At 70.1% G+C, this 18077-nt stretch carries 20 protein-coding genes; 11 read left to right on the plus strand and 9 right to left on the minus strand.

The window, feature by feature from the left end; genetic code table 11:
• Positions 1–8: 8 nt before the first annotated feature.
• The 6 genes from NL112_RS06700 to lipP1 all read right to left on the minus strand — a co-directional run bounded on the left by NL112_RS06700 (position 9) and on the right by lipP1 (position 5342).
• Positions 9–599, minus strand: a complete 591-nt coding sequence (locus tag NL112_RS06700) for a 50S ribosomal protein L15e (RefSeq protein WP_255151856.1) — start codon at positions 597–599, stop codon at positions 9–11.
• Positions 600–875: 276 nt separating this feature from the next.
• A complete protein-coding gene (locus NL112_RS06705; protein ID WP_255151857.1) occupies positions 876–1784 on the minus strand; it encodes a serine/threonine-protein kinase RIO2 in 909 nt (302 codons plus the stop codon).
• A 114-nt stretch (positions 1785–1898) separates the two neighbouring features.
• Positions 1899–2231: a winged helix-turn-helix transcriptional regulator gene (locus NL112_RS06710; protein WP_255151858.1), complete on the minus strand. Its 333-nt coding sequence runs from the start codon at positions 2229–2231 to the stop codon at positions 1899–1901.
• A 233-nt stretch (positions 2232–2464) separates the two neighbouring features.
• On the minus strand, positions 2465–2905 hold the full coding sequence (locus NL112_RS06715; protein WP_255151860.1) for a universal stress protein: 441 nt from the start codon (positions 2903–2905) through the stop codon (positions 2465–2467).
• Between the two features lie 2 nt (positions 2906–2907).
• Positions 2908–4188, minus strand: a complete 1281-nt coding sequence (locus NL112_RS06720; RefSeq protein ID WP_255151861.1) for a putative manganese transporter — start codon at positions 4186–4188, stop codon at positions 2908–2910.
• Between the two features lie 230 nt (positions 4189–4418).
• The gene (lipP1, locus tag NL112_RS06725; protein ID WP_255151862.1) at positions 4419–5342 is read right to left on the minus strand and encodes a LipP1 family hormone-sensitive lipase; all 924 of its coding nucleotides are present in this window, start codon (positions 5340–5342) and stop codon (positions 4419–4421) included.
• Between the two features lie 83 nt (positions 5343–5425).
• Between lipP1 and sp36 the strand changes: the two genes are divergently transcribed.
• From sp36 to NL112_RS06740, 3 genes are all read left to right on the plus strand, one after another.
• Positions 5426–5626, plus strand: coding sequence for a Sp36 family protein (gene sp36 / locus NL112_RS06730; protein ID WP_255151863.1), 201 nt, complete (start codon positions 5426–5428; stop codon positions 5624–5626).
• Positions 5623–6696 (plus strand): DUF7972 family membrane protein, encoded by a 1074-nt coding sequence (locus tag NL112_RS06735; protein WP_255151864.1) that lies wholly within the window; start codon positions 5623–5625, stop codon positions 6694–6696. Before sp36 ends, NL112_RS06735 begins: the two co-directional genes overlap by 4 nt.
• 89 nt (positions 6697–6785) lie before the next feature.
• Positions 6786–7211 (plus strand): DUF2267 domain-containing protein, encoded by a 426-nt coding sequence (locus NL112_RS06740; RefSeq protein ID WP_255151865.1) that lies wholly within the window; start codon positions 6786–6788, stop codon positions 7209–7211.
• A gap of 26 nt (positions 7212–7237) precedes the next feature.
• Here NL112_RS06740 and NL112_RS06745 read toward each other — a convergent pair whose 3' ends face one another.
• The gene (locus NL112_RS06745) at positions 7238–7879 is read right to left on the minus strand and encodes an alpha/beta hydrolase (protein WP_255151866.1); all 642 of its coding nucleotides are present in this window, start codon (positions 7877–7879) and stop codon (positions 7238–7240) included.
• Positions 7876–8796, minus strand: a complete 921-nt coding sequence (locus NL112_RS06750; RefSeq protein WP_255151867.1) for a VOC family protein — start codon at positions 8794–8796, stop codon at positions 7876–7878. Before NL112_RS06750 ends, NL112_RS06745 begins: the two co-directional genes overlap by 4 nt.
• Positions 8797–8957: 161 nt before the next feature.
• Between NL112_RS06750 and kynU the strand changes: the two genes are divergently transcribed.
• From kynU to NL112_RS06775, 5 genes are all read left to right on the plus strand, one after another.
• A complete protein-coding gene (kynU, locus tag NL112_RS06755) occupies positions 8958–10253 on the plus strand; it encodes a kynureninase (protein ID WP_255151868.1) in 1296 nt (431 codons plus the stop codon).
• A gap of 133 nt (positions 10254–10386) precedes the next feature.
• Entirely contained in the window at positions 10387–10977 is a 591-nt protein-coding gene (locus NL112_RS06760; protein ID WP_255151869.1) for a DJ-1/PfpI family protein, read from the plus strand.
• A gap of 152 nt (positions 10978–11129) precedes the next feature.
• Positions 11130–11888 (plus strand): ribonuclease H-like domain-containing protein, encoded by a 759-nt coding sequence (locus NL112_RS06765; RefSeq protein WP_255151870.1) that lies wholly within the window; start codon positions 11130–11132, stop codon positions 11886–11888.
• 46 nt (positions 11889–11934) lie between these two features.
• Positions 11935–12840, plus strand: coding sequence for a lipoate--protein ligase family protein (locus NL112_RS06770; RefSeq protein ID WP_255151871.1), 906 nt, complete (start codon positions 11935–11937; stop codon positions 12838–12840).
• Positions 12841–13013: 173 nt separating this feature from the next.
• Positions 13014–13856 carry a deoxyribonuclease IV gene (locus NL112_RS06775; protein ID WP_255151872.1) on the plus strand — a complete coding sequence of 281 codons (843 nt, stop codon included), beginning with the start codon at positions 13014–13016 and terminating at the stop codon, positions 13854–13856.
• Between the two features lie 78 nt (positions 13857–13934).
• On the opposite strand, the gene NL112_RS06780 is transcribed toward NL112_RS06775, so the two are convergent.
• Positions 13935–15083, minus strand: coding sequence for an outer membrane protein assembly factor BamB family protein (locus NL112_RS06780; RefSeq protein WP_255151874.1), 1149 nt, complete (start codon positions 15081–15083; stop codon positions 13935–13937).
• Between the two features lie 72 nt (positions 15084–15155).
• On the opposite strand from NL112_RS06780, the gene NL112_RS06785 reads away from it, so the two are divergent.
• Genes NL112_RS06785 through NL112_RS06795 form a run of 3 tightly spaced genes read left to right on the plus strand, consistent with a single transcriptional unit; the run spans position 15156 to position 18001 of the window.
• Positions 15156–15938: a class I SAM-dependent methyltransferase gene (locus NL112_RS06785; RefSeq protein ID WP_255151875.1), complete on the plus strand. Its 783-nt coding sequence runs from the start codon at positions 15156–15158 to the stop codon at positions 15936–15938.
• Positions 15939–15992: 54 nt separating this feature from the next.
• Positions 15993–16844: a DUF7351 domain-containing protein gene (locus NL112_RS06790; protein ID WP_255151876.1), complete on the plus strand. Its 852-nt coding sequence runs from the start codon at positions 15993–15995 to the stop codon at positions 16842–16844.
• Positions 16845–16903: 59 nt separating this feature from the next.
• Positions 16904–18001, plus strand: coding sequence for an aminopeptidase (locus NL112_RS06795; RefSeq protein WP_255151877.1), 1098 nt, complete (start codon positions 16904–16906; stop codon positions 17999–18001).
• Positions 18002–18077 lie beyond the last annotated feature (76 nt).

Genomic DNA, 18077 nt, shown 5'->3' on the forward strand with positions numbered 1-18077 from the left:
GCGCGTGGTTACTTGCCGGCGCGGCGGTTCGACCGGATGCTGGGTCGGGTCTGCTCGGTGCCCGTCCCCTTCGACTGGAGGCCGCGGCCGTCGTTGCCCGCGTTGGTCTTGCCGCGGAACGCGCGGCCCTTCTGCGTGTCGTCACAGATCCACGAGAGGTCGTCGTCGTTCTGGATGGCGCCGTGCTCGGGGTCGAGCAGGATGACCTCGTGCCACTTCTGGGAGCCGTCCTCGCCGACCCAGTAGGAGGCGAGCGTGCGGAGGTTCGGGTGTTTGCGGGAGGCGCGCTCCTCGGCGATGCGCTGGATGGACTTCCGGCGGGTGATGCGGTTGACACCCTGCCGCTTCGAGCGGCGGCCGGCCTTGAACCGCTGTTTGCGCGCGGAGCCCTTCCGGACGGAGACGCGGACGACGACGACGCCCTGCTTGGCCTTGTAGCCGAGCGAGCGGGCCTTGTCGAGCCGCGTGGGGCGCTCGATGCGCTCGATAGCGCCCTGTTTCCGCCAGTCCTGCTGTCGCTGCCACTGGAGCTCGGCGAGCTTCCCCTCCTTGGGGGTCTGCCACGCCTCGCGGATGTGCGAGTAGAAGCTTCGTGCCATGTGTGTTCACCGCGGGCGTCGAGCGGTTCAGTTGCCACGGGGGCAACCACATTCCAGCCTGCCGTAGCAGGTGCCCGTCGGAGCCCGCACCCGACGTGCTTGGCCGAGGTTGCCCGTCCGCGCTCAAAAGGGCGTCGAAACGCCGCCGCTCGCCGAACGGGGGAAAGGGAATACCTGACCGGCGGCGCCCAGGTGCGACCGGGGTCGTGTAGGCCCGGTTCGGTAGCGGCCGCCGGTCGGTTCGGCCCTGACAGTCGTCGGGTATAGGCGTTTCGGTCAGGCGAACGCCCGCACCGTCTCGAACGAGCCGTCGCGAAGCGCCGCCGCCAGCGCCTCGCAGTCCACCTCGTCGGGGGTCGCCCCGGGGTACTTCCTGCGGAAGTAGCCCACGACGTTCTCGCAGTCGCGCTCCAGCAGTTCGTCGGCGTTCTCGTGGTCGGTCTCGACGGCCTGCGGCCAGTCGAAGACGGTGACGCCCTCCGAGGAGACGGCGACGTTGTACTCGCTCATGTCGGCGTGGACGTACCCCTGCTCGTAGGCGGTCCCCATCTCCCCGAGCACCAGGTCGAGCACGCCCACGGCCTGCCCGTCCTCGAGTTTCGCCCGCGACAGCTCCACGCCGTCGAACTGCTCCATCACGACGGCGTGGCGGTTGTGGTCGACCGGCCGGGGAACCGACACCTCCGGGTAGACGCTCCGTAGCGCCTCGTGTTCCCGCTCGGCGGCCTTGCGGGCGGTGTAGAACCACGAGATGTGGTCCCTGTCGGCGGTGTACTCCCGCTCCTTCTGCACTTCCCGGAAGTTCGTGTACCCCTCGCGGTGGAACTTCAGCGCCAGCGGCTTGTACGAGCGGGCCTCGTACACGTCCGACTCCTTGCCGACGCCCAGCGGCGCACCGACGCCCTCCAGCGTGTCCCGCTCGGCGAACGTCCGAAGCGCGAGCGCGTCGTACCCCTCGAACGTCAGCCGGAACCCCGTGTACTGGATGGTCTTGCGTTCGACCAGCTCCCGGCGCTCACAGCGGTCGAGCCGGTAGTCGACTTCGTCGCCGTCGAGCCGCGAGAACTCCGGCAGTTTCCCCTCCGCGACCCACCGAGAGAACCGCATCCCCTGTTCGAGCCCCGACAGCAGATAGAAATCCTCGGGCTCCAGTTCGGCCATCTGGCCGGCGACGTTCTGGACCATATCAACGAGTTGGCGCCCAGCGGCAAAAGCACACGCAACTCCCCTCGCTGTCGGACGCACGTCAGCCGTACGTGCGACAATCGGTTGTCATAAACCTCCGGCCGCGATACGAAATCAGCAGCAGTCCGCGACGGTGACGCACCGCTGGTCGTCGTTACACGGTTCGACGGTTCCCTCCAGCGCGCGGAGCCGGTCGGCGAACGCTCGTCCCGCCGCAGTCAGGCGATACGTCGTCTCGGGCGGGGTCGTCGCGTGCACCTCGCGCTCGACGAACCCCCGACACCGGAGTTCGTCGAGCCGCGTCGACAGCACCTTCGGCGTGAGCCCCGGGAACGCCTGCTCGATGGCGTTGAACCCGCGTGACTCCTCGGCGAGCGCCAGCAGGACGTGGCTCGTCCACTTGCGCCCGAGCAGGTCGTGGATGCCGTGCCAGACGTGGTCGTCCATACCCGCCGATGGGGTCGGCGAGCCAAAAGTCGCCCGCCGGCTTTCCACGCGGAAACCCCCCGAGTCGGCGGCCACTGCGACGTACTTGTTCCTCGCGTCCCTACTCGTTCGTGTATGTCCTCTCAGGACTGCTGTTCCGACTGTATCGACGCGGAAGCGTTCGCCCGGGCGGTTCGCGCCGCCGCCGGCGGTGGCTGCTGCTGTTGTGAGCCCGGTTGCTGTTAGGCCGGGCGTCAGTCGCCGCCGGCGGTGACGGTCATCACCGGGGGGTCGGCCTCCCGGACGACCCGTTCGGCGACGCTCCCGACGAGGCGTCGGCGCAACCCTTCGCGCCCGTGGGTGCCCATCACCACGAGGTCTACCTCGTGGGCGTCGGCGGCCGCGAGTATCTCCTCGTCGGGGTCGCCCTCGCGGAGTTCGGTCGAGAGGTCCGCGTCGTAGTCGGCGGCCACCGCTTCGAGGTCCGAGAGCGCCTGCTCGGCCTCCGCTTCACCCACCTCGCGGAGCCCCTCGCGTACCTCGTTCTTCGAGACGGTCAGCCAACTCGTTCCGGTGTCGACGACGTAGAGGCCGTGGACGGTCGCGCCGTACGTCTCCGCGAGTCCGAGCGCGTGGCGGGCCGCCGCCAGCGCGTGGTCGCTTCCGTCGACGGGGACGAGGACGGCGTCGTACATTCTCACACCCCGAACCCGAACCGGGCGAACGGCCAGAGATAGTACACCGAGACGCCGACGATGAGCGCGGGAATCGTCGTGTAGATGGTGGCGACGACGGCGGCCTTCATGTCGATGGCCATCAGCGGGAACAGCGCGTCGCCGTCCTGGCTGATGGCGTTGGCCGTCAGCGCGGAGAAGGGGATGGCCTCCGCCTCGGCGTAGAGGGTGGCGAACACGATGTGGGCCGCACAGCCGGGGACGAGGCCGAGCGCGGCACCCGCAATCGGCGCGAGCACGCCCGCCTGGTTCGCGAGCATCCCGATGTCGACGCCGAGCAGGGCGATGCCGTACGAGTAGACGAGGTAGCCGCCGACGACCCAGACGGTGACCATCGCGGTCTCCATGGCGGCGTGCTGGAACGTCTTGTACGCGCTGGCGAACGTGTCCGGAATCCGGCCGGTCGCGCCGTCGCCGATGTAGTGGCGGGCACCGAAGTAGAGGCCGAACGACAGCGTGGAGCCGACGAGGCCGGCGACCGTGAACAGGCCGTCGTAGGTGGCCGCGAGTTCCCACGCGGGTTCCTGGGCGCCCTTGGCCAGATACAGCACGCCGGCGACCAGCGCGCCCGCGGCGACCACCCACCAGAGGACGTGGAGCGCGTGGCTCGCCCGCTCCAGAAGCCGGGACCGGCGCGGGAGATACCACGGCGTGCTGGTGTGGTGGTCGTGGTGCCCGTGGTCGCGGCCGGCGGGGGCGTCGTACTCGGGGATGCTCGGCCCGCCGTCGGCGACGCTCGTGGTGGCGAAGCCGCCGTCGGTCATCGGCCGGCCGATGCGCTCGACGGCGTCGTCGACGCGGCCGACGCCGAGCCCCCAGAGGTCGATGGCGTAGCCGAACAGCACCGCGGAGACGAACGCCAGCCCGTAGGCGTACAGCGCCGCCTCGGGCGCGAGCGCGAGGATGACGAACGCCGAGTCGCCGGCAGTCGCCGCCAGCGCCGCGACGACCGTTCCGAAGCTGACGGTGCCGCGGATGTACAGCGGCATGGCGACGATGGCGCCGCCACAGCCCGGCGTCAGCCCGAGCAGGCCGCCGACGAGCGGCTGTGCGCGCTCGTGGTTCTTCAGCCAGGCGGTGAGCTTCCCGTCGAACCGGTACTGGACGAGGCTGAAAAGCAGGACCGTCACGGCGACGAACCCCGACACCTGCACGAACGCCTCGCGCCAGGAGCCGATGAGGATGTTGAGCGCCTCCTGGACGGCGGGCCCGAACGTGCCCGGCGGGAGCTGGAGCGGAATCATGGCTCGGTGGAGCGGGTGTGGCGCGGTCGGCGGTGCGGTTCGAGCCGGCCCGTACCGTCCGGTGGCACGGCCAGTAGCGTGGTCATAGCTACCTGTGGGTGGTATGGCTAAACGTAAATAGATTGCCTTCTAAGCAAAGGATTAGACTAGTCTAATCCTCTGGCGGACGCGGGCGACACTGGGTGGTTGGATACGCGCCGTGTCTGGTGATTTCGAGATACGACCCCGCCTCAAAACAGCGTCGCCGCGGCGTCGTCGAACGCCGCGTCGGCGGCGGCCACTTCGTCGGACAGCGAGAGGAAGCCGTGTGGCATCGCCGGGTAGTGGTGGTGCTGGACCGGCGTGCCCGCCCCCGAGAGCGCGTCGGCGTAGGCGGCTCCCTCGTCGCGCAGGGGGTCGAACCCCGCGGTCACCACCGTCGCGGGCGGCAGGTCGGCGTGGTCGGCCCGCAGGACGCGGGTGAACGGACTGTGTTCGTCGACGGGCGACCGGAGATACAGGTCCCAGTAGTGGTCCAGCGCGCCCCGCGTGAGCAGGGGGCCGTCGCCGTTCTCGGCGTACGAGGCACGCGAGAAATCGCGGTCCGTAATCGGGTAACAGAGCAGTTGGTGGTCCGGTGGTCGGCGGTCGAACTTCCGGCAGTACAGCGCCGTCGCGGCCGCGAGGTTGCCGCCCGCGCTGGTGCCGGCGACGGCCACCCGGTCGGGGTCGCCGCCGAACGCCCCCGCGTGCTCGCGGAGCCACTCGTAGGCCGCCACGCAGTCCTCCAGGCCGGCGGGGAACGGGTGTTCGGGCGCGAGCCGGTAGTCGACGGCGGCGACCACGGCGGGGGTGCGGGCGGCCAGTTCCCGGCAGACGTCCTCGACGGAGTCGAGCGTGCCGAGCGCCCAGTTGCCGCCGTGATAGAAGGCGACGACCGGCAGTTCGCCGTCCGCCTCGGGACGGACGACCCGGAGCGGCATCTCCCCGGCGGGGCCGTCGACCGCGAGGTCGCGGACGTAGTCGACGGGGGTCGTGCGGTCGGCGCCGAACAGTTCGTCCTCGAGCCGTCGGGCGCTCTCGACCGAGAGTGCGTGCCACTCGGGGAGTCCCTGGGCCTCGAACGCGCGGACGATTTCGGCGGCCTCGGGGTCCAGTTCGTCGGCGCGGTCCATGCGGCGTGGTTCGGCCGGGGGGAGGGTGAAGGTTGCCGTGTCGGTGGAGGGGCTTTTTTCGGCCGGAGTGAATACGACGGCTCATGGGCGAGGACCGGACGCGCTGGGAGTACGAGACGCTTCGGCCGCCACGGGGGTCGACGAAGAAGGAGGCGGTCGACCCGAAAGAGGCACTCAACGAACTCGGGGGTGACGGGTGGGAGCTCGTGACCACCGTCGAGTACGTCGGCGGGGGGACGAAGTATCTCGTGTTGAAGCGACCGGTGGAGGGTGAGGAGGCGTGAGCGTCGAACCCGACACGGACATCGACGCCGACGCCGACTCCGATACGGACATCGACGCCGACGCGGACGAGGAGATAAGCACCGCGAACACGATGCGGGAGCGGGCCGACGAGAGCCGCATCAAGCTCTGGATAATGCTGACGGCGAACCGGCTGGTCATCACCGCGGGGCTGGCCGTCGGCGTGTTCGCGGCGTTTCTCGCGGTCGGCATCCTCGTGCCGGACGTACCCCAGAACCTCGCGAACGGCGACACGAAGGAGACGATGTTCTCCACGTTGCTGGGGGCCATCATCACCGGCACCACGCTCGTGTTGACCATCAGTCAGCTCGTCATCTCACAGGAGAACGGGCCGCTCGGCGACCAGCACGAGCGGATGAGCAACACGATGGATTTCCGCGACTACACCTCCAACATGTTCGGCGGTCCCTCGCCGGTCGACCCGTCGGCGTTCCTCCGGCGCATCGTCGAGATGTCGGAGCGGCGGGCGGAGGCCGTCCGCGACTCGGTTTCGGGGAGCGACAACCAGCAACTCCGCGAGGAGGTCGACGAGTTCACCGACAGCCTCACCGGCAACGCCGACGAGGTGCGGGACGAACTCGACGGCGGGACGTTCGGCGAGTACGACGTGTTGCGGGCCGCGCTGGACTTCAACTACGGCTGGAAGATATTCCAGGTCGAGCGACTGAAACACGAGTACGCCGACGAGATGAGCGAGGACACCGACACCCTGCTCAGTGACCTCAAGACCGCGCTGTCGATGTTCGGCCCCGCCCGCGAGCACATCAAGACGCTGTACTTCCAGTGGGCGCTCATCGACCTCTCGCAACTCATCCTCTATGCGGCGGTGCCGGCGCTCGTCGTCGCCGGCGGGATGCTCGCGTTCTTCGGCTCCGGCCCGGTTCCCGGGACCACGTTCGGACTCACGAACACGCTGTGGCTCGTGTCGGTCACCTTCACCGTCTGTCTGCTCCCGTTCCTGCTTCTGGTGGCGTACATCGCGCGCATCGCCACCGTGGCGAAGCGGACGCTCGCCATCGGTCCGCTCATCCTCCGTGGCTCACAGCGGTAGCCGGTACGCCCGGCTTACCGGCGGCCGATGCCGGTCACTCTGGCGACAACCGGCGCATAGTAATGCCGGCGCGCGCTCCACCGCCCCGCATGAACTTCGACGAGTTCATCGGCGCGGTCCAGCACCGGCTCGAACTCCCGGGCACCGGCGAGGCGGTCCGCGCGACCCGCGCCACGCTGTCGACGCTCGGCCAGCGCATCCCGGCGGGCAACGCCGCCGACCTCGCCGCCTCCCTCCCGATGGAGGTGAAGTGGTATCTCACGGACGGCGTCGACGAACACGGCCAGCGGTTCGACTGGCGCGAGTTCGTCGACCGGGTCAGCGACATCGAGGGGAGCGAGCCGACGGACGCAGCCTACCACGCCCAGGTCGTCGTGGACCTGGTGAGCGAGGTCGTTCCCGACTCGGACTTCCGACAGCTCCGGGACCAGCTCCCCGAGAGCGAGGACGACGAGAACTGGCGGAAACTGTTCGCCGTGGTCGATGCCGGCGGCTGGCAGGAACACGAGCGGTGAGGCGCTGACGCGGGTGGGACCGCCGCTTACAGGAGGTCGTCGACGAGCGCCCGGACCGCGGCCGTCTCCGCGTCGTTGATGGCGTGACCGAGGTCGTCGTACCTCCGGTCGGTCACGGCCGCGCCGCCGGCCGCGAGCACGTCGGCGCTGGCGTCGGCCCGTTCGGGGTCGAACGCCGGGTCGTCGCGGCCCCACCCGAGAAACGCAGGCGTCCCGTCGAGCGAGCCGTCGACGGTCCGGGCGGCGACGTCGGACCCGAGCAGACCGCCCGCGAGCATCGCCACGCCGCCGTACCGGCGCGGGCGACGCACCGCGACCTCGCCCGCGAGCGTCGCGCCCTGTGAGAACCCGAACAGCAGCGTCCGCTCGGGGGGGACGCCCGCCTCGCGGGCGGTATCGAGCGCCCGCTCGACGGCGTCGACGGCCGACGAGAGCCATGGCTCGTTGCGAGCGAGGTCGTTCTCCGGCGCCCACGGGAACCAGCGTCGCCCCTCGGCTTCGGGTGCGAGATGCAGGAGGCCGTGGGCGTGGAACTCGTCGGCCAGCCGCAGGAGGTTCGAGGCGGAGTCCCCGCGGCCGTGCAGGAGGACGACGGCCGCCTCCGCGGCGGCCGGCGGCGCGCCACCGGTCAAGAGGTCACCGTCGGCGTGGGGGTCGTCGGGCGTCACGGGTCGAGCGGGGGGAGCTGTGGCCGTATCATCTCGCGGTCCGGCTCGAACTGCGGCGGGAGGTACAGGCGCTCGCCCAGCGCGTCGAGCGGTTCGACAGCGGCCACACCTGGCGATTCCGTCGCCAGTTCGAACAGGATGCCGCCCGGTTCGCGGACGTACAGCGAGTGGAAGAACTGGCGGTCCTTCACCCGCGAGACGTCGTAGCCGCGCTCGGCGAACAGCTCGCGCCACTCGTGGAGTTCGTCGACGCTCGCGGCACGGACCGCGACGTGGTGGACGGAGCCGGCCCCTTCCCGGCCGAACGGGGCCTCGCGGTCCAGCAGGTCGACGACCGTCGCGTGGTCGCCGGGCGCGCGGTAGCGCACCCGGTCGCCGGCCTGGGCTTCGAGGTCGAACCCCAGCGTCTCAAGCAGACCCGCCGTCTGAAACGGGTCGACCGAGAGCACCGAGACGCCGTGGATGCCTCGAATCGCGTACTCGGCCGGTACCGGCCCCTCGTCCCACGGGTCGACGGGCGCGTCCGTCCCGACGAGTTCGAGGCGCGTGCCGTCGGGGTCCGAGAACCGGAGGAGGGCGTCGCCGAACCGCTCGTCGCGTTCGACGGCGACGCCCCGCTCCGAGAGGCGGTCCTCCCAGTAGTCGAGGCTCCTCGGCGGCACGGCAAGCGCCGTCGCCGCTACCTGCGGGCGGCCGACGCGGCCGTCGACCTCGTCGGGGTACGGGAAGAACGTGAGCACGGTGCCGGGGTCGCCGTGCTCGTTTCCGTAGTAGAGGTGGTAGGTGAACTTGTCCTCGAAGTTCACGGTCCGCTTGACACAGCGCAAGCCGAGCGTCTCCGTGTAGAGCCGGTGGACTGCGGCCGCGTCGCGGACGACGACCGAGACGTGGTGGATGCCGGGTGTGTCGGTGAGCAACAGCCGTGTTCGGCTCCGGAGCGGCTTAAACGCTCGCTGACGCCCGTCTCACCCGGTGGCGCGCGTGTCCCGTGCTCGCCGCTGGGTGGGATTTCGTATCGCGACATCGGGTTTATCGTCGCTTCCGGCCCCTCTTTGGGGCTGGCCGCCCGACCGGCGGTATGGACGTTCCAGACATGACACGCGCGGCCGCACGCGCGGCGGACGAGGGCGACGCCCTCCGCGAGTTCCGTGACCGGTTCGACGTGCCGGGCACGTACATGGACGGCAACTCGCTCGGCGCTCTCTCCGAGGCGAGCGAGGCGGCCGTCGACCGCGTCGTCGACCAGTGGCGCGAACACGCCGTCGAGGGCTGGACCGAGGCCGACCCCGACTGGTTCCACTACGGCGAACGGCTCGGGGCGAAGGTCGCGCCGCTGGTGGGCGCGCGCGACGAGGAAGTGTGCGTCTGCGGGTCGACGACGGTCAACATCCACACCCTCGTCGGCACGTTCTTCGACCTCGCGAACGGGGGGAGCGCCGCCGCGGCCGACGACCCCGGCACCGTCCTCGTGAACGACCTCGATTTCCCGACGGACCACTACGCGATTCGCGCACAGCTCCGCCAGCGGGGGCTCGACCCCGACGACCACCTTACGGTCGTCGAGTCGGGCGACGGCCGCACCATCGACGAGGCGCGCGTCGAGCGTGCACTCGCTACCGAGGACGTGGACGTGCTGTTCATGCCCTCGGTGCTCTACCGGTCGGGCCAACTGCTCGATGTCGAGCGGCTGACCGCCGCGGCCCACGACCACGGCGCGTACGCGGGATTCGACCTCGCACACTCCGTGGGCGTGGTGCCCCACGACCTCTCGGGGGTGGGCGTCGACTTCGCCGTCTGGTGTCACTACAAGTACCTCAACGCCGGCCCCGGAGCGGTCGCCGGCCTCTACTGCAACGAGGAACACGTCGGGACGACGCCCGCGCTCGCAGGATGGTGGGGCCACGAGAAGGAAACGCAGTTCGAGATGCGCCGGGAGTTCACCCCCGCCGAGAGCGCGGGCGCGTTCCAGATAGGCACCGTCCCCGTGCTGGCGGCCGCCCCCCTCGACGGCGCACTCGACGTCCACCACGAAGCCGGTATCGACCGCATCCGGGCGAAGTCGGTCGCGCTCACCGAGTATCTCGTCGCACTGGTCGACGACCTGTCCGACGCCTTCACCGTCGGGTCGCCCCGCGACCCGGTCCACCGGGGTGGCCACGTCGCAATCGAACACGGGGAGGCGTACCGCCTGACGGAGGCGCTGAAGGACCGCGACGTGGTCGTCGACTTCCGGCCGCCCAACGTCGTCCGGGTCGCGCCCGCGCCGCTGTACACGGGGTTCGAGGACGTGTACGACGTGGCCGAACGGCTCCGCGAACTCCACGAGACGCGCGCGTACGAGGAGTACGAACCGCGTTCCGGCGGTGTGACGTAGCGAGCACACGTCTCGCGGGCGGCCTCCACGTCCGAACTGGAACACGCGCCGCGGATTTTCTATCGCAGACGTTGGTTTATTCGCCTGCCCCCTCGCCGCAACGCTCAACTCGGAATCGGACGAATTCGTGGTCATGGACGCCGAAATCGTGGTGTACGAGGGGTTCGACGAACTCGACGCCGTCGCACCGTACGAGGTGTGGGCGAACGCCTGCCGGTTCGCGGGAGCGGGGACGGCGCGACTGGTGTCGCTCGACGGCACGGGCGTGCATGCGAGTCACGGCCTCCGGGTGGGTGTTGACGGTCGGTTCGGGGCCTCGACCCCGGAGGTCGTCGTCGTGCCGGGGGGTGGCTGGAACGCCCGCGACTCGCCGGGTGCGTGGCGCGAGGCCGAGGACGGACGGCTCCCGGACGCGCTTGCCGGCCTCCCGGAGGGAACGACGCTGGCGTCGGTCTGTACCGGGGGGATGTTGCTCGCGACGGCGGGCCTCCTCGACGGCGTGCCCGCGACGACACACCACTCGGCGCTCGACGACCTGCGGGCGTACGCCGACGCACGCGAGGCCCGCGTGGTCGACGCGGGCGACGTGCTCACGGCCGGCGGCGTCACGTCGGGGCTGGACCTCGCCTTCCATCTCGTCGCCCGGGCGTTCGGGGACGGCGTCGCAGAACGGGTCGCCCGTGAGATGGAGTACGAACCGAGCGACGACGTGCTCGTCGTCTGAGCCCTCTCGGGCCGGGCGCGCGGCGAACGGCGTTCCGTGGGGCGGTGCTGTGTGCCGGTGCGTGGCGTCTATAAATTACATGTCGCGATACAGAATCTCCGGCATCTCCCCGGGAACGAGAGCTTTTAGCCGCCCGGTAGCCCAGTAGAGGCGTGCGCATCGAGAACAGTTTCATCCCCGTCCGCGGCGTCGGGGAGGCGACCGAACGCGGCCTCTGGGAACAGGGCGTCACGCACTGGGACGAGTTCGACCCGTCGCTGGTGGGCGCCACGACGGGCGAGCGAATCCGGTCGTTCATCGAGGACGGCCGCCGTCATCTCGACGCGGGGAACGCCCGCTTTTTCGGCGAGCAGTTCCCCAGCAACGAGTCGTGGCGCCTCTACGAGAACTTCCGTGACGACGCCGTCTTCTTCGACATCGAGACGACCGGACTCTCCAAGGACCGGGACCGCGTGACGACCGTCTCCTTTCACCGCGACGGCGAGACGACGACGCTCGTCGCCGGCGACGATTTGACCCGCGAGCGGGTCGCCCGCCACCTCGACGCGCCGCTTCTGGTGACGTTCAACGGCGCGCGCTTCGACGTGCCGTTCCTCGAACAGTCGTTCGACCTCTCGGTCGATTCGCCCCACGTCGACGCGATGTACCCCTGTCGGCGACTCGGACTGACGGGCGGGCTGAAGGCCGTCGAGGGTGAGGTGGGCATCGAGCGCGACCGCCCGGACATCTCCGGCGAGGACGCGGTGCGACTGTGGCGCGACCACGAGCGCGGCGTCGACGGTGCGCTGGAGACGCTCGTCTCGTACAACCGCGAGGACGCGGTCCACCTGCGGGAGTTGATGGACCACGTCGCCAGTAGGCTCCACGCCGAGGTGTTCGAGAGCGCCTGCGGCGACGGGCGCGCCGACTGAGCCGGGCGAGCGCAACCGCTTTGCCGCGCCCCCCGCTACCCCGGGTATGACCGACCGCGACGGCCTGTTCGCGGACGCACGGCTCGTCCGCGAGGAGATTCACGACGGCGCGATGGCGATGGCGCTCGACGAGGTGGCCGCACGCACCGCCGCCGAGGAGGGAACGGCGACGGTCCGCGTCTACCAGTGGCTCCCGAGCACGCTCTCGCTGGGCTACCGGCAGGACGCCGAGACGCTCGACTGGGACCACATCGAGGAGTACGGCGTCGGCGTCGTCCGCCGGCCGACCGGCGGCGGCGGCATCTACCACGACACCCACGGCGACATCTCCTACTCCATCATCGCCCCCGACGACGAGGTGCCCGGCGACCTGATGGAGACGTACGAGCTGTTCTGCGAGCCGCTGTTCGACACGTTCGAGGAACTCGGGGTCGACGCCCGGTTCGCCGACGAGCCCGCCGAGGCGGTCCACGAGCCGGCCTGCTACCTGCGGGCGCTGGACCCCGCCCACGACATCGTCGCCGGCGAGGGCCGGAAGCTCTCGGGCAACGCCCAGTACCGACAGCGCGATGCGGTCGTCCAGCACGGCTCCATCAGCTACACGGTCCAGGCCGACCAGCACGTCGCCTGCTTCGATTCGGACCTCTCGCCCGAGGCGTTCCGCGAGCGCGTCACCGCGCTCGACGAGCAGGCGACCGACACCCGCGAGAACCCCGACTACTCGACCGACGAGATCGGGCCGATGGACTCGTTCGACTTCGCCCGCGAGCACGCCGTCAGGCAACTCGAGGAGCATCTCGCGGCGTGGGCGGGTGCGCCGACCGACCCCTACGGCACCGCCGGCGACCGGGTCTGGACCGACGCCGAGTGGGAGCAGGCGCAGGAACTCGCCGAGGAGAAGTACCGCAGCGACGAGTGGACCTACGAGCGCACGGACCCGACCGACGACTGAAACGCCCCGTTTCGCGGTGGCGTGCGCCTGTTCTGTTGCTGGTGTCCGGCGGGCAGGTAGCGACACCGCCGAACGGGCGAGGGGTTCGGGAGTAGCGTCGCCGGTACCGACCGCGCCGCCCCGCGCCACCCGTTTCCGACACCCCTTTGCTGGCTCCACTACCACCACCGTCCATGAGCGAACTCCGGGTCGGGGCCCACACCTCCATCGCCGGCGGCGTCTCCAACGCCGTCGACGAACAGCTCGAATACGGCGGCAACTGCGGGCAGATATTCACCCACTCGCCACAGGTGTGGGACCACGGCACCATCGACGACGAGGAGGCCGACGCCTTCCGCGCGGAGAGCGACGCCAACGACGTGGGGCCGTGGATGATTCACGCCTCGTACCTCGTCAACCTCTGTACGCCGAAAGAGGACCTCCGCGCGAAGTCCGTCGACTCGATGCAACAGGAGCTCGCCGCCGCCGCCGAACTCGGCATCCCCTACGTGAACGTCCACCTCGGGGCTCACACCGGCGCGGGCGTCGAGGGGGGGCTCGCCAACGCGGGCGACGCGCTGGACGAACTCGACGTCCCCGACGGCGTCACCATCACCATCGAGTCCGACGCGGGCTCCGGCACCAAACTCGGCGGGCAGTTCGAGCATCTCGCCGGTGTTCAGGCGGAGACCGACCACGACCTCGCGTTCTGCGTCGACACCGCGCACGTCTGGGCGGCGGGCTACGACATCTCCACGCCCGAGGGGGTCGCCGACACGTTCGCCGAGTTCGACGACGTGGTCGGGCTGGACCAGCTCGTCTACGTCCATCTCAACGACTCGAAGCACGGCTGTGGGACCAACAAGGACGAGCACGCTCACGTCGGCGAGGGCGAAATCGGCGTCGGCGGGATGCGGGCGTTCATCGACCGCTCCGTCGAGGAGGGGCTACCGATGGCGCTCGAAACCCCGACGGAGAACGGGAAGTCGTTCGCGTGGAACATCGAGCGCGTTCACGAACTCCACGAGGGCGAGTGAAACGAGCCTTCGGACCGACTGACGAGCGGGGAGGAACGCACGTGACGACCCGCGAGCCGACGGGCGGGCCCGTAGCCGTCAGGTGAACAGCCGGAGGGTCACCCCGTCGTCGGCCGCCGACAGCACGAACAGGCCGCCGTCCGCGGGGACGACGCTCCCCGGAGCGGTGTCGAGCGACCACCGCGTCTCGCCGCTGGCGGGGTCGACGGCGACGACGCCGTCGTCGACGACGTAGGCGGCCCCGGAGTCGACGGCGGAGACGCCGCCGGTCGTCCGGGTCCACAGCTTCGAGCCGTCGGTGTCGAGCGCGGTTATCGCGGGGTCGCCCTGCTCCCCCAGGCCGTTCTTCGACGCGAACACGCGACCGTCGCGGGCCGCGATGCTCCCGACGGGCGGCGTCGTCTCCGCGGTCCAGCCGTCGGAGCCGTCGTGGCGCCAGCCCTGTACCTTGCCGTAGAACCCGCCGGCCAGCACCCGGTCGTCCGTGACGGTGAGGCTCGCCGCGTGGTTCGGCCCCTCGTGGTGCCACTGCGGGTCGCCCGTCGCGCGGTCCAGCCCGTACACCCACGCGACCGACCCCGAGTTCTCGGCGGCGACGAAGGCGTGGTCCGGGCCGAGTGCGGCGTCGCCGAACCGGGCGGCCGACACCGAGAGGTCGTCGGTCGAGAGCCGCCACCGCTCGCTGCCGTCCGAGGGGTCGAGGCCGACGAGCGCGTCCTCGGCGGTCGCGACCACCAACTCGGGGTCCGCTCGCCGGAAGGTGAACCCGGGGTCGGCCCAGTTCACCATCGGGGCGTCGCCGTCGTTCCGCTGGCCGAGCATCCGGAGTTCCGGCTCTCGTTCGCCGGCGGTGGCGTACAGCGTCTCGACGTCGAGCGCCGCGCCGAGGTGGCCGCTCTCCTCGAACGCGTACGTCCAGCGACGCGTGCCGTCCTCGAGCGACCGACCGGCGATGCGGGCGTCCGTGCCGGTGACGAGGTGGCCGTCCGCGAGACGCACCTGCGGGTTCGTGCCGTCGAGCGTCACCGACCACAGTTCCGCGGGCGGCGACTCGAACGCGGGGGTGTCGGTCGCCCGGGAGCCCTGTGCGTCGGCGTCGACGTGGCTCCACGAGCCCCCGAGGTCGGCGGGCGTCGTCGGCGTCGGTTGCGAGCCGATGCTGTCGATACAGCCGCCGAGCGCGAGCGTCGCGCTCGTGGCCGCGAGGAATCTACGTCTGGAGGGCATCGTCGGGCATCCCGTCGCCTCGGGTAAGTGCTTTGTCGAGTCGCTTTTGCCGGTCGCCGCCGAACGCCGCCCATGCGCCGCTTCTCGGCCGACTACCTCGAACGCACTCGCGAGGGGCTGTGGGCCGACACCGACGCGCTCGCGGCCCTCGGTCTCCCCGAGCGGGCGAGCGTCCTCGACGTGGGCTGTGGCACGGGCGAACTCAGCCGCGTCCTCGCACGGGAGTGTCCGGGTCGGGTTGTCGGCGCGGACCGCGACCCCGCTCTGCTCGCACACGTCGAGGTTCCCGCCGTCCGCGCGGACGCCTACACGCTCCCGTTCCCCGACGACAGTTTCGACCTCGTGGTGTGTCAGGCCCTGCTCGTCAACCTCCCCGACCCCGAGCGCGCGCTCCGGGAGTTCGCCCGCGTCGCCCGCGAGTCGGTCGCGGCTATCGAACCGGACAACGCGGCGGTGGCCGTCGAGTCGAGCGTCGACCGCGAGGCGGACCTCGCCCGGGAGGCGCGCCGACGGTACGTCGACGGCGTCGGGACCGACGTGGCGCTCGGGTCGCGGCTGGACGACCTGTTCGCGGCGGCGGGCTTGCGGAACGTCCGACTGGACCGCCGCGACCACGAACAGCGGGTCGAACCCCCGTACTCGGAGGCCGAACTGGAGGCCGCCGGCCGGAAGGCGCGCGGCGACGCCATCCGCGAGCGCCGCGAGGAGATGGCCGGGGACGGCGAGACGCTCGACGCGCTCCGGGCGGACTGGCGGGCGATGGGCCGCGAGGTGGTCGAGCAGGTGCAGGCCGGCACGTACCGGCGCCGTGAGGTGGTCCCGTTCCACGTCGCGGTCGGCGACGTGTCGGACTGAGTACAGAACGTCTCGCCAGCGAACCCTTTTGTCCGGCGGGACGGACGTGCGGGTATGTCCGAGAGCGTCACCCCGGCGGCCGCCTTCGAGTTGCTGGCCGCCGAGCCACGGATGGACATCATGCAGGCGCTCGTCGATGCCCGTCGGGAGGGGGAGACGCCGCTGTCGTTCTCCGCGTTGCGCCGGCGCACGGGCATCGACGACTCCGGGCGGTTCAACTACCACCTCGGGAAACTCGTCGACACGTTCGTCGAGAAGGGCGCGGACGGCTACGGGCTCTCCTATGCGGGAAGCGCCATCGTCGCGGCGGTCATCGCGGGCGCGTACACCGGTTCCGAGCGGAAGGGGCCGGTCGACGTCGAGGGGGCCTGCGAACTGTGCGGCGCGGACCTCGCGGCCGAGTACGTCGACGGCGACCTCTCGGTGCGCTGTGAAAACGACCACGGGCTGTTCGTCACCCGGTTCCCGCCGGGTGCCGCGGCGTCGATGGAGATGGAGACGCTGTTGGAGGTGTCGACGCTCCGCATCTACCAGCGGCTGGAACTCGCCGCGACCGGCCGGTGTGCCGAGTGTTTCGGCCCCGTGGAGACGAACCAGACCACACAGCCGCTGGAGGACAGCGAGATGCACGTCTACCGGATGGAGTGTACCCGGTGTGGCGGCGAGTGGCGGGCCAGCGCCGGGTCGTTCCTCACGTTCGCCCCCGAGGTGGTGTCGTTCTTCCGTCGTCGCGGCGTCGACATCCACCACGCGCCCCCGTGGACGCTCATCGAGGGCGAACGCGAGGCGACGGTGGTCTCCGAGGAGCCGTACCGCCTCCAGTTCGACCTCGCGGCCGGCGACGACCGCATCCGGGTCGTCCTCGATGAGACCGGACAGGTCGCGGAGACGGCGATACCTGACTGATTCCAAACAGAAACGCCGTTCTGCGGTCATTTATGGGGTCGCTGGCCCGACAGGTGTGCATGGACTCACGCATCCGAGAGCAGGCGGACGTGCTCGTCGAGCAGTGTGCCGAGATAGGGGAGGGGGACAACGTCATCGTCAGCGGCGAACCGCCGTCCGAGGACCTGCTGGTCGCCGTCGCCGAGCGGTGTGGCGAACTCGGCGCGACAGTCGACGTCTCGATGGGGAGCGACCGTGCCCACCGCGCGTACATGCGCGCCGTCGACACCGACGACATCGAACTCAACGAGATGGGGCTGGCGAAGGTCACGGAGGCGGACGCGATGATAAACGTCCGGGGCCAGCGGAACATGACCGAGACGAGCGACGTGCCGCCGGAGAAGACCCAGAAGCGGCGCGCCGAGAACAAGCCCATCCAGCAGCAGGTGATGGACAAGCGGTGGGTGCTGACGCAGTTCCCGACGCCGTCGGGCGCACAGAAGGCCGAGATGTCGACGGACGCCTACGAGGAGTTCGTCTGGAGCGCCATCAACAAAGACTGGGACGCGGTCCGCGAGCACCAGGCCCAACTGGTGGACATCCTCGAGGACGCCGACGAGGTACACATCAAGTCCGGCGACACCACCGACATCCGGATGAGCATCGCCGGCAACGTCGTGAAGAACGACGCCGCAGAGCACAACATGCCCGGCGGCGAGGTGTTCACCGCCCCCCGCCACGAGACTGTCGAGGGCGAGGTGCTGTTCGACAAGCCGGTGATGGCACAGGGCCGCGAGGTGAACGGTGCCCGTCTCGTCTTCGAGGACGGGAAGGTCGTCGAACACTCGGCGGAGAAGAACGAGGAGGTGCTGACCAGCCTGCTCGACACCGACGACGGCTCCCGGTATCTCGGCGAACTCGGCATCGGGATGAACCGCGACATCGACCGGTTCACCTACAACATGCTGTTCGACGAGAAGATGGGCGATACGGTCCATCTCGCCATCGGGATGGCATACGAGGACACCGTCGGCGAGGAGAACGAGCGGAACGACTCGGCGGTCCACACCGACATGATAGTCGACATGAGCGAGGAGTCGTACATCGAGGTGGACGGCGAGACGATTCAGCGGAACGGGACGTTCGTGTTCGAAGAGGGGTTCGACCCGGAGGCGTGACCCACGTCGACCGGTCGGGAGACGGACGGCGGCCGTCCTCGATACCGACCGAAATCTAGACGCAGTCCCAACGCCC

It is taken from the genome of Halorarius halobius (assembly GCF_024298865.1).
Classification (GTDB): Archaea; Halobacteriota; Halobacteria; order Halobacteriales; family Haloarculaceae; genus Halorarius; species Halorarius halobius.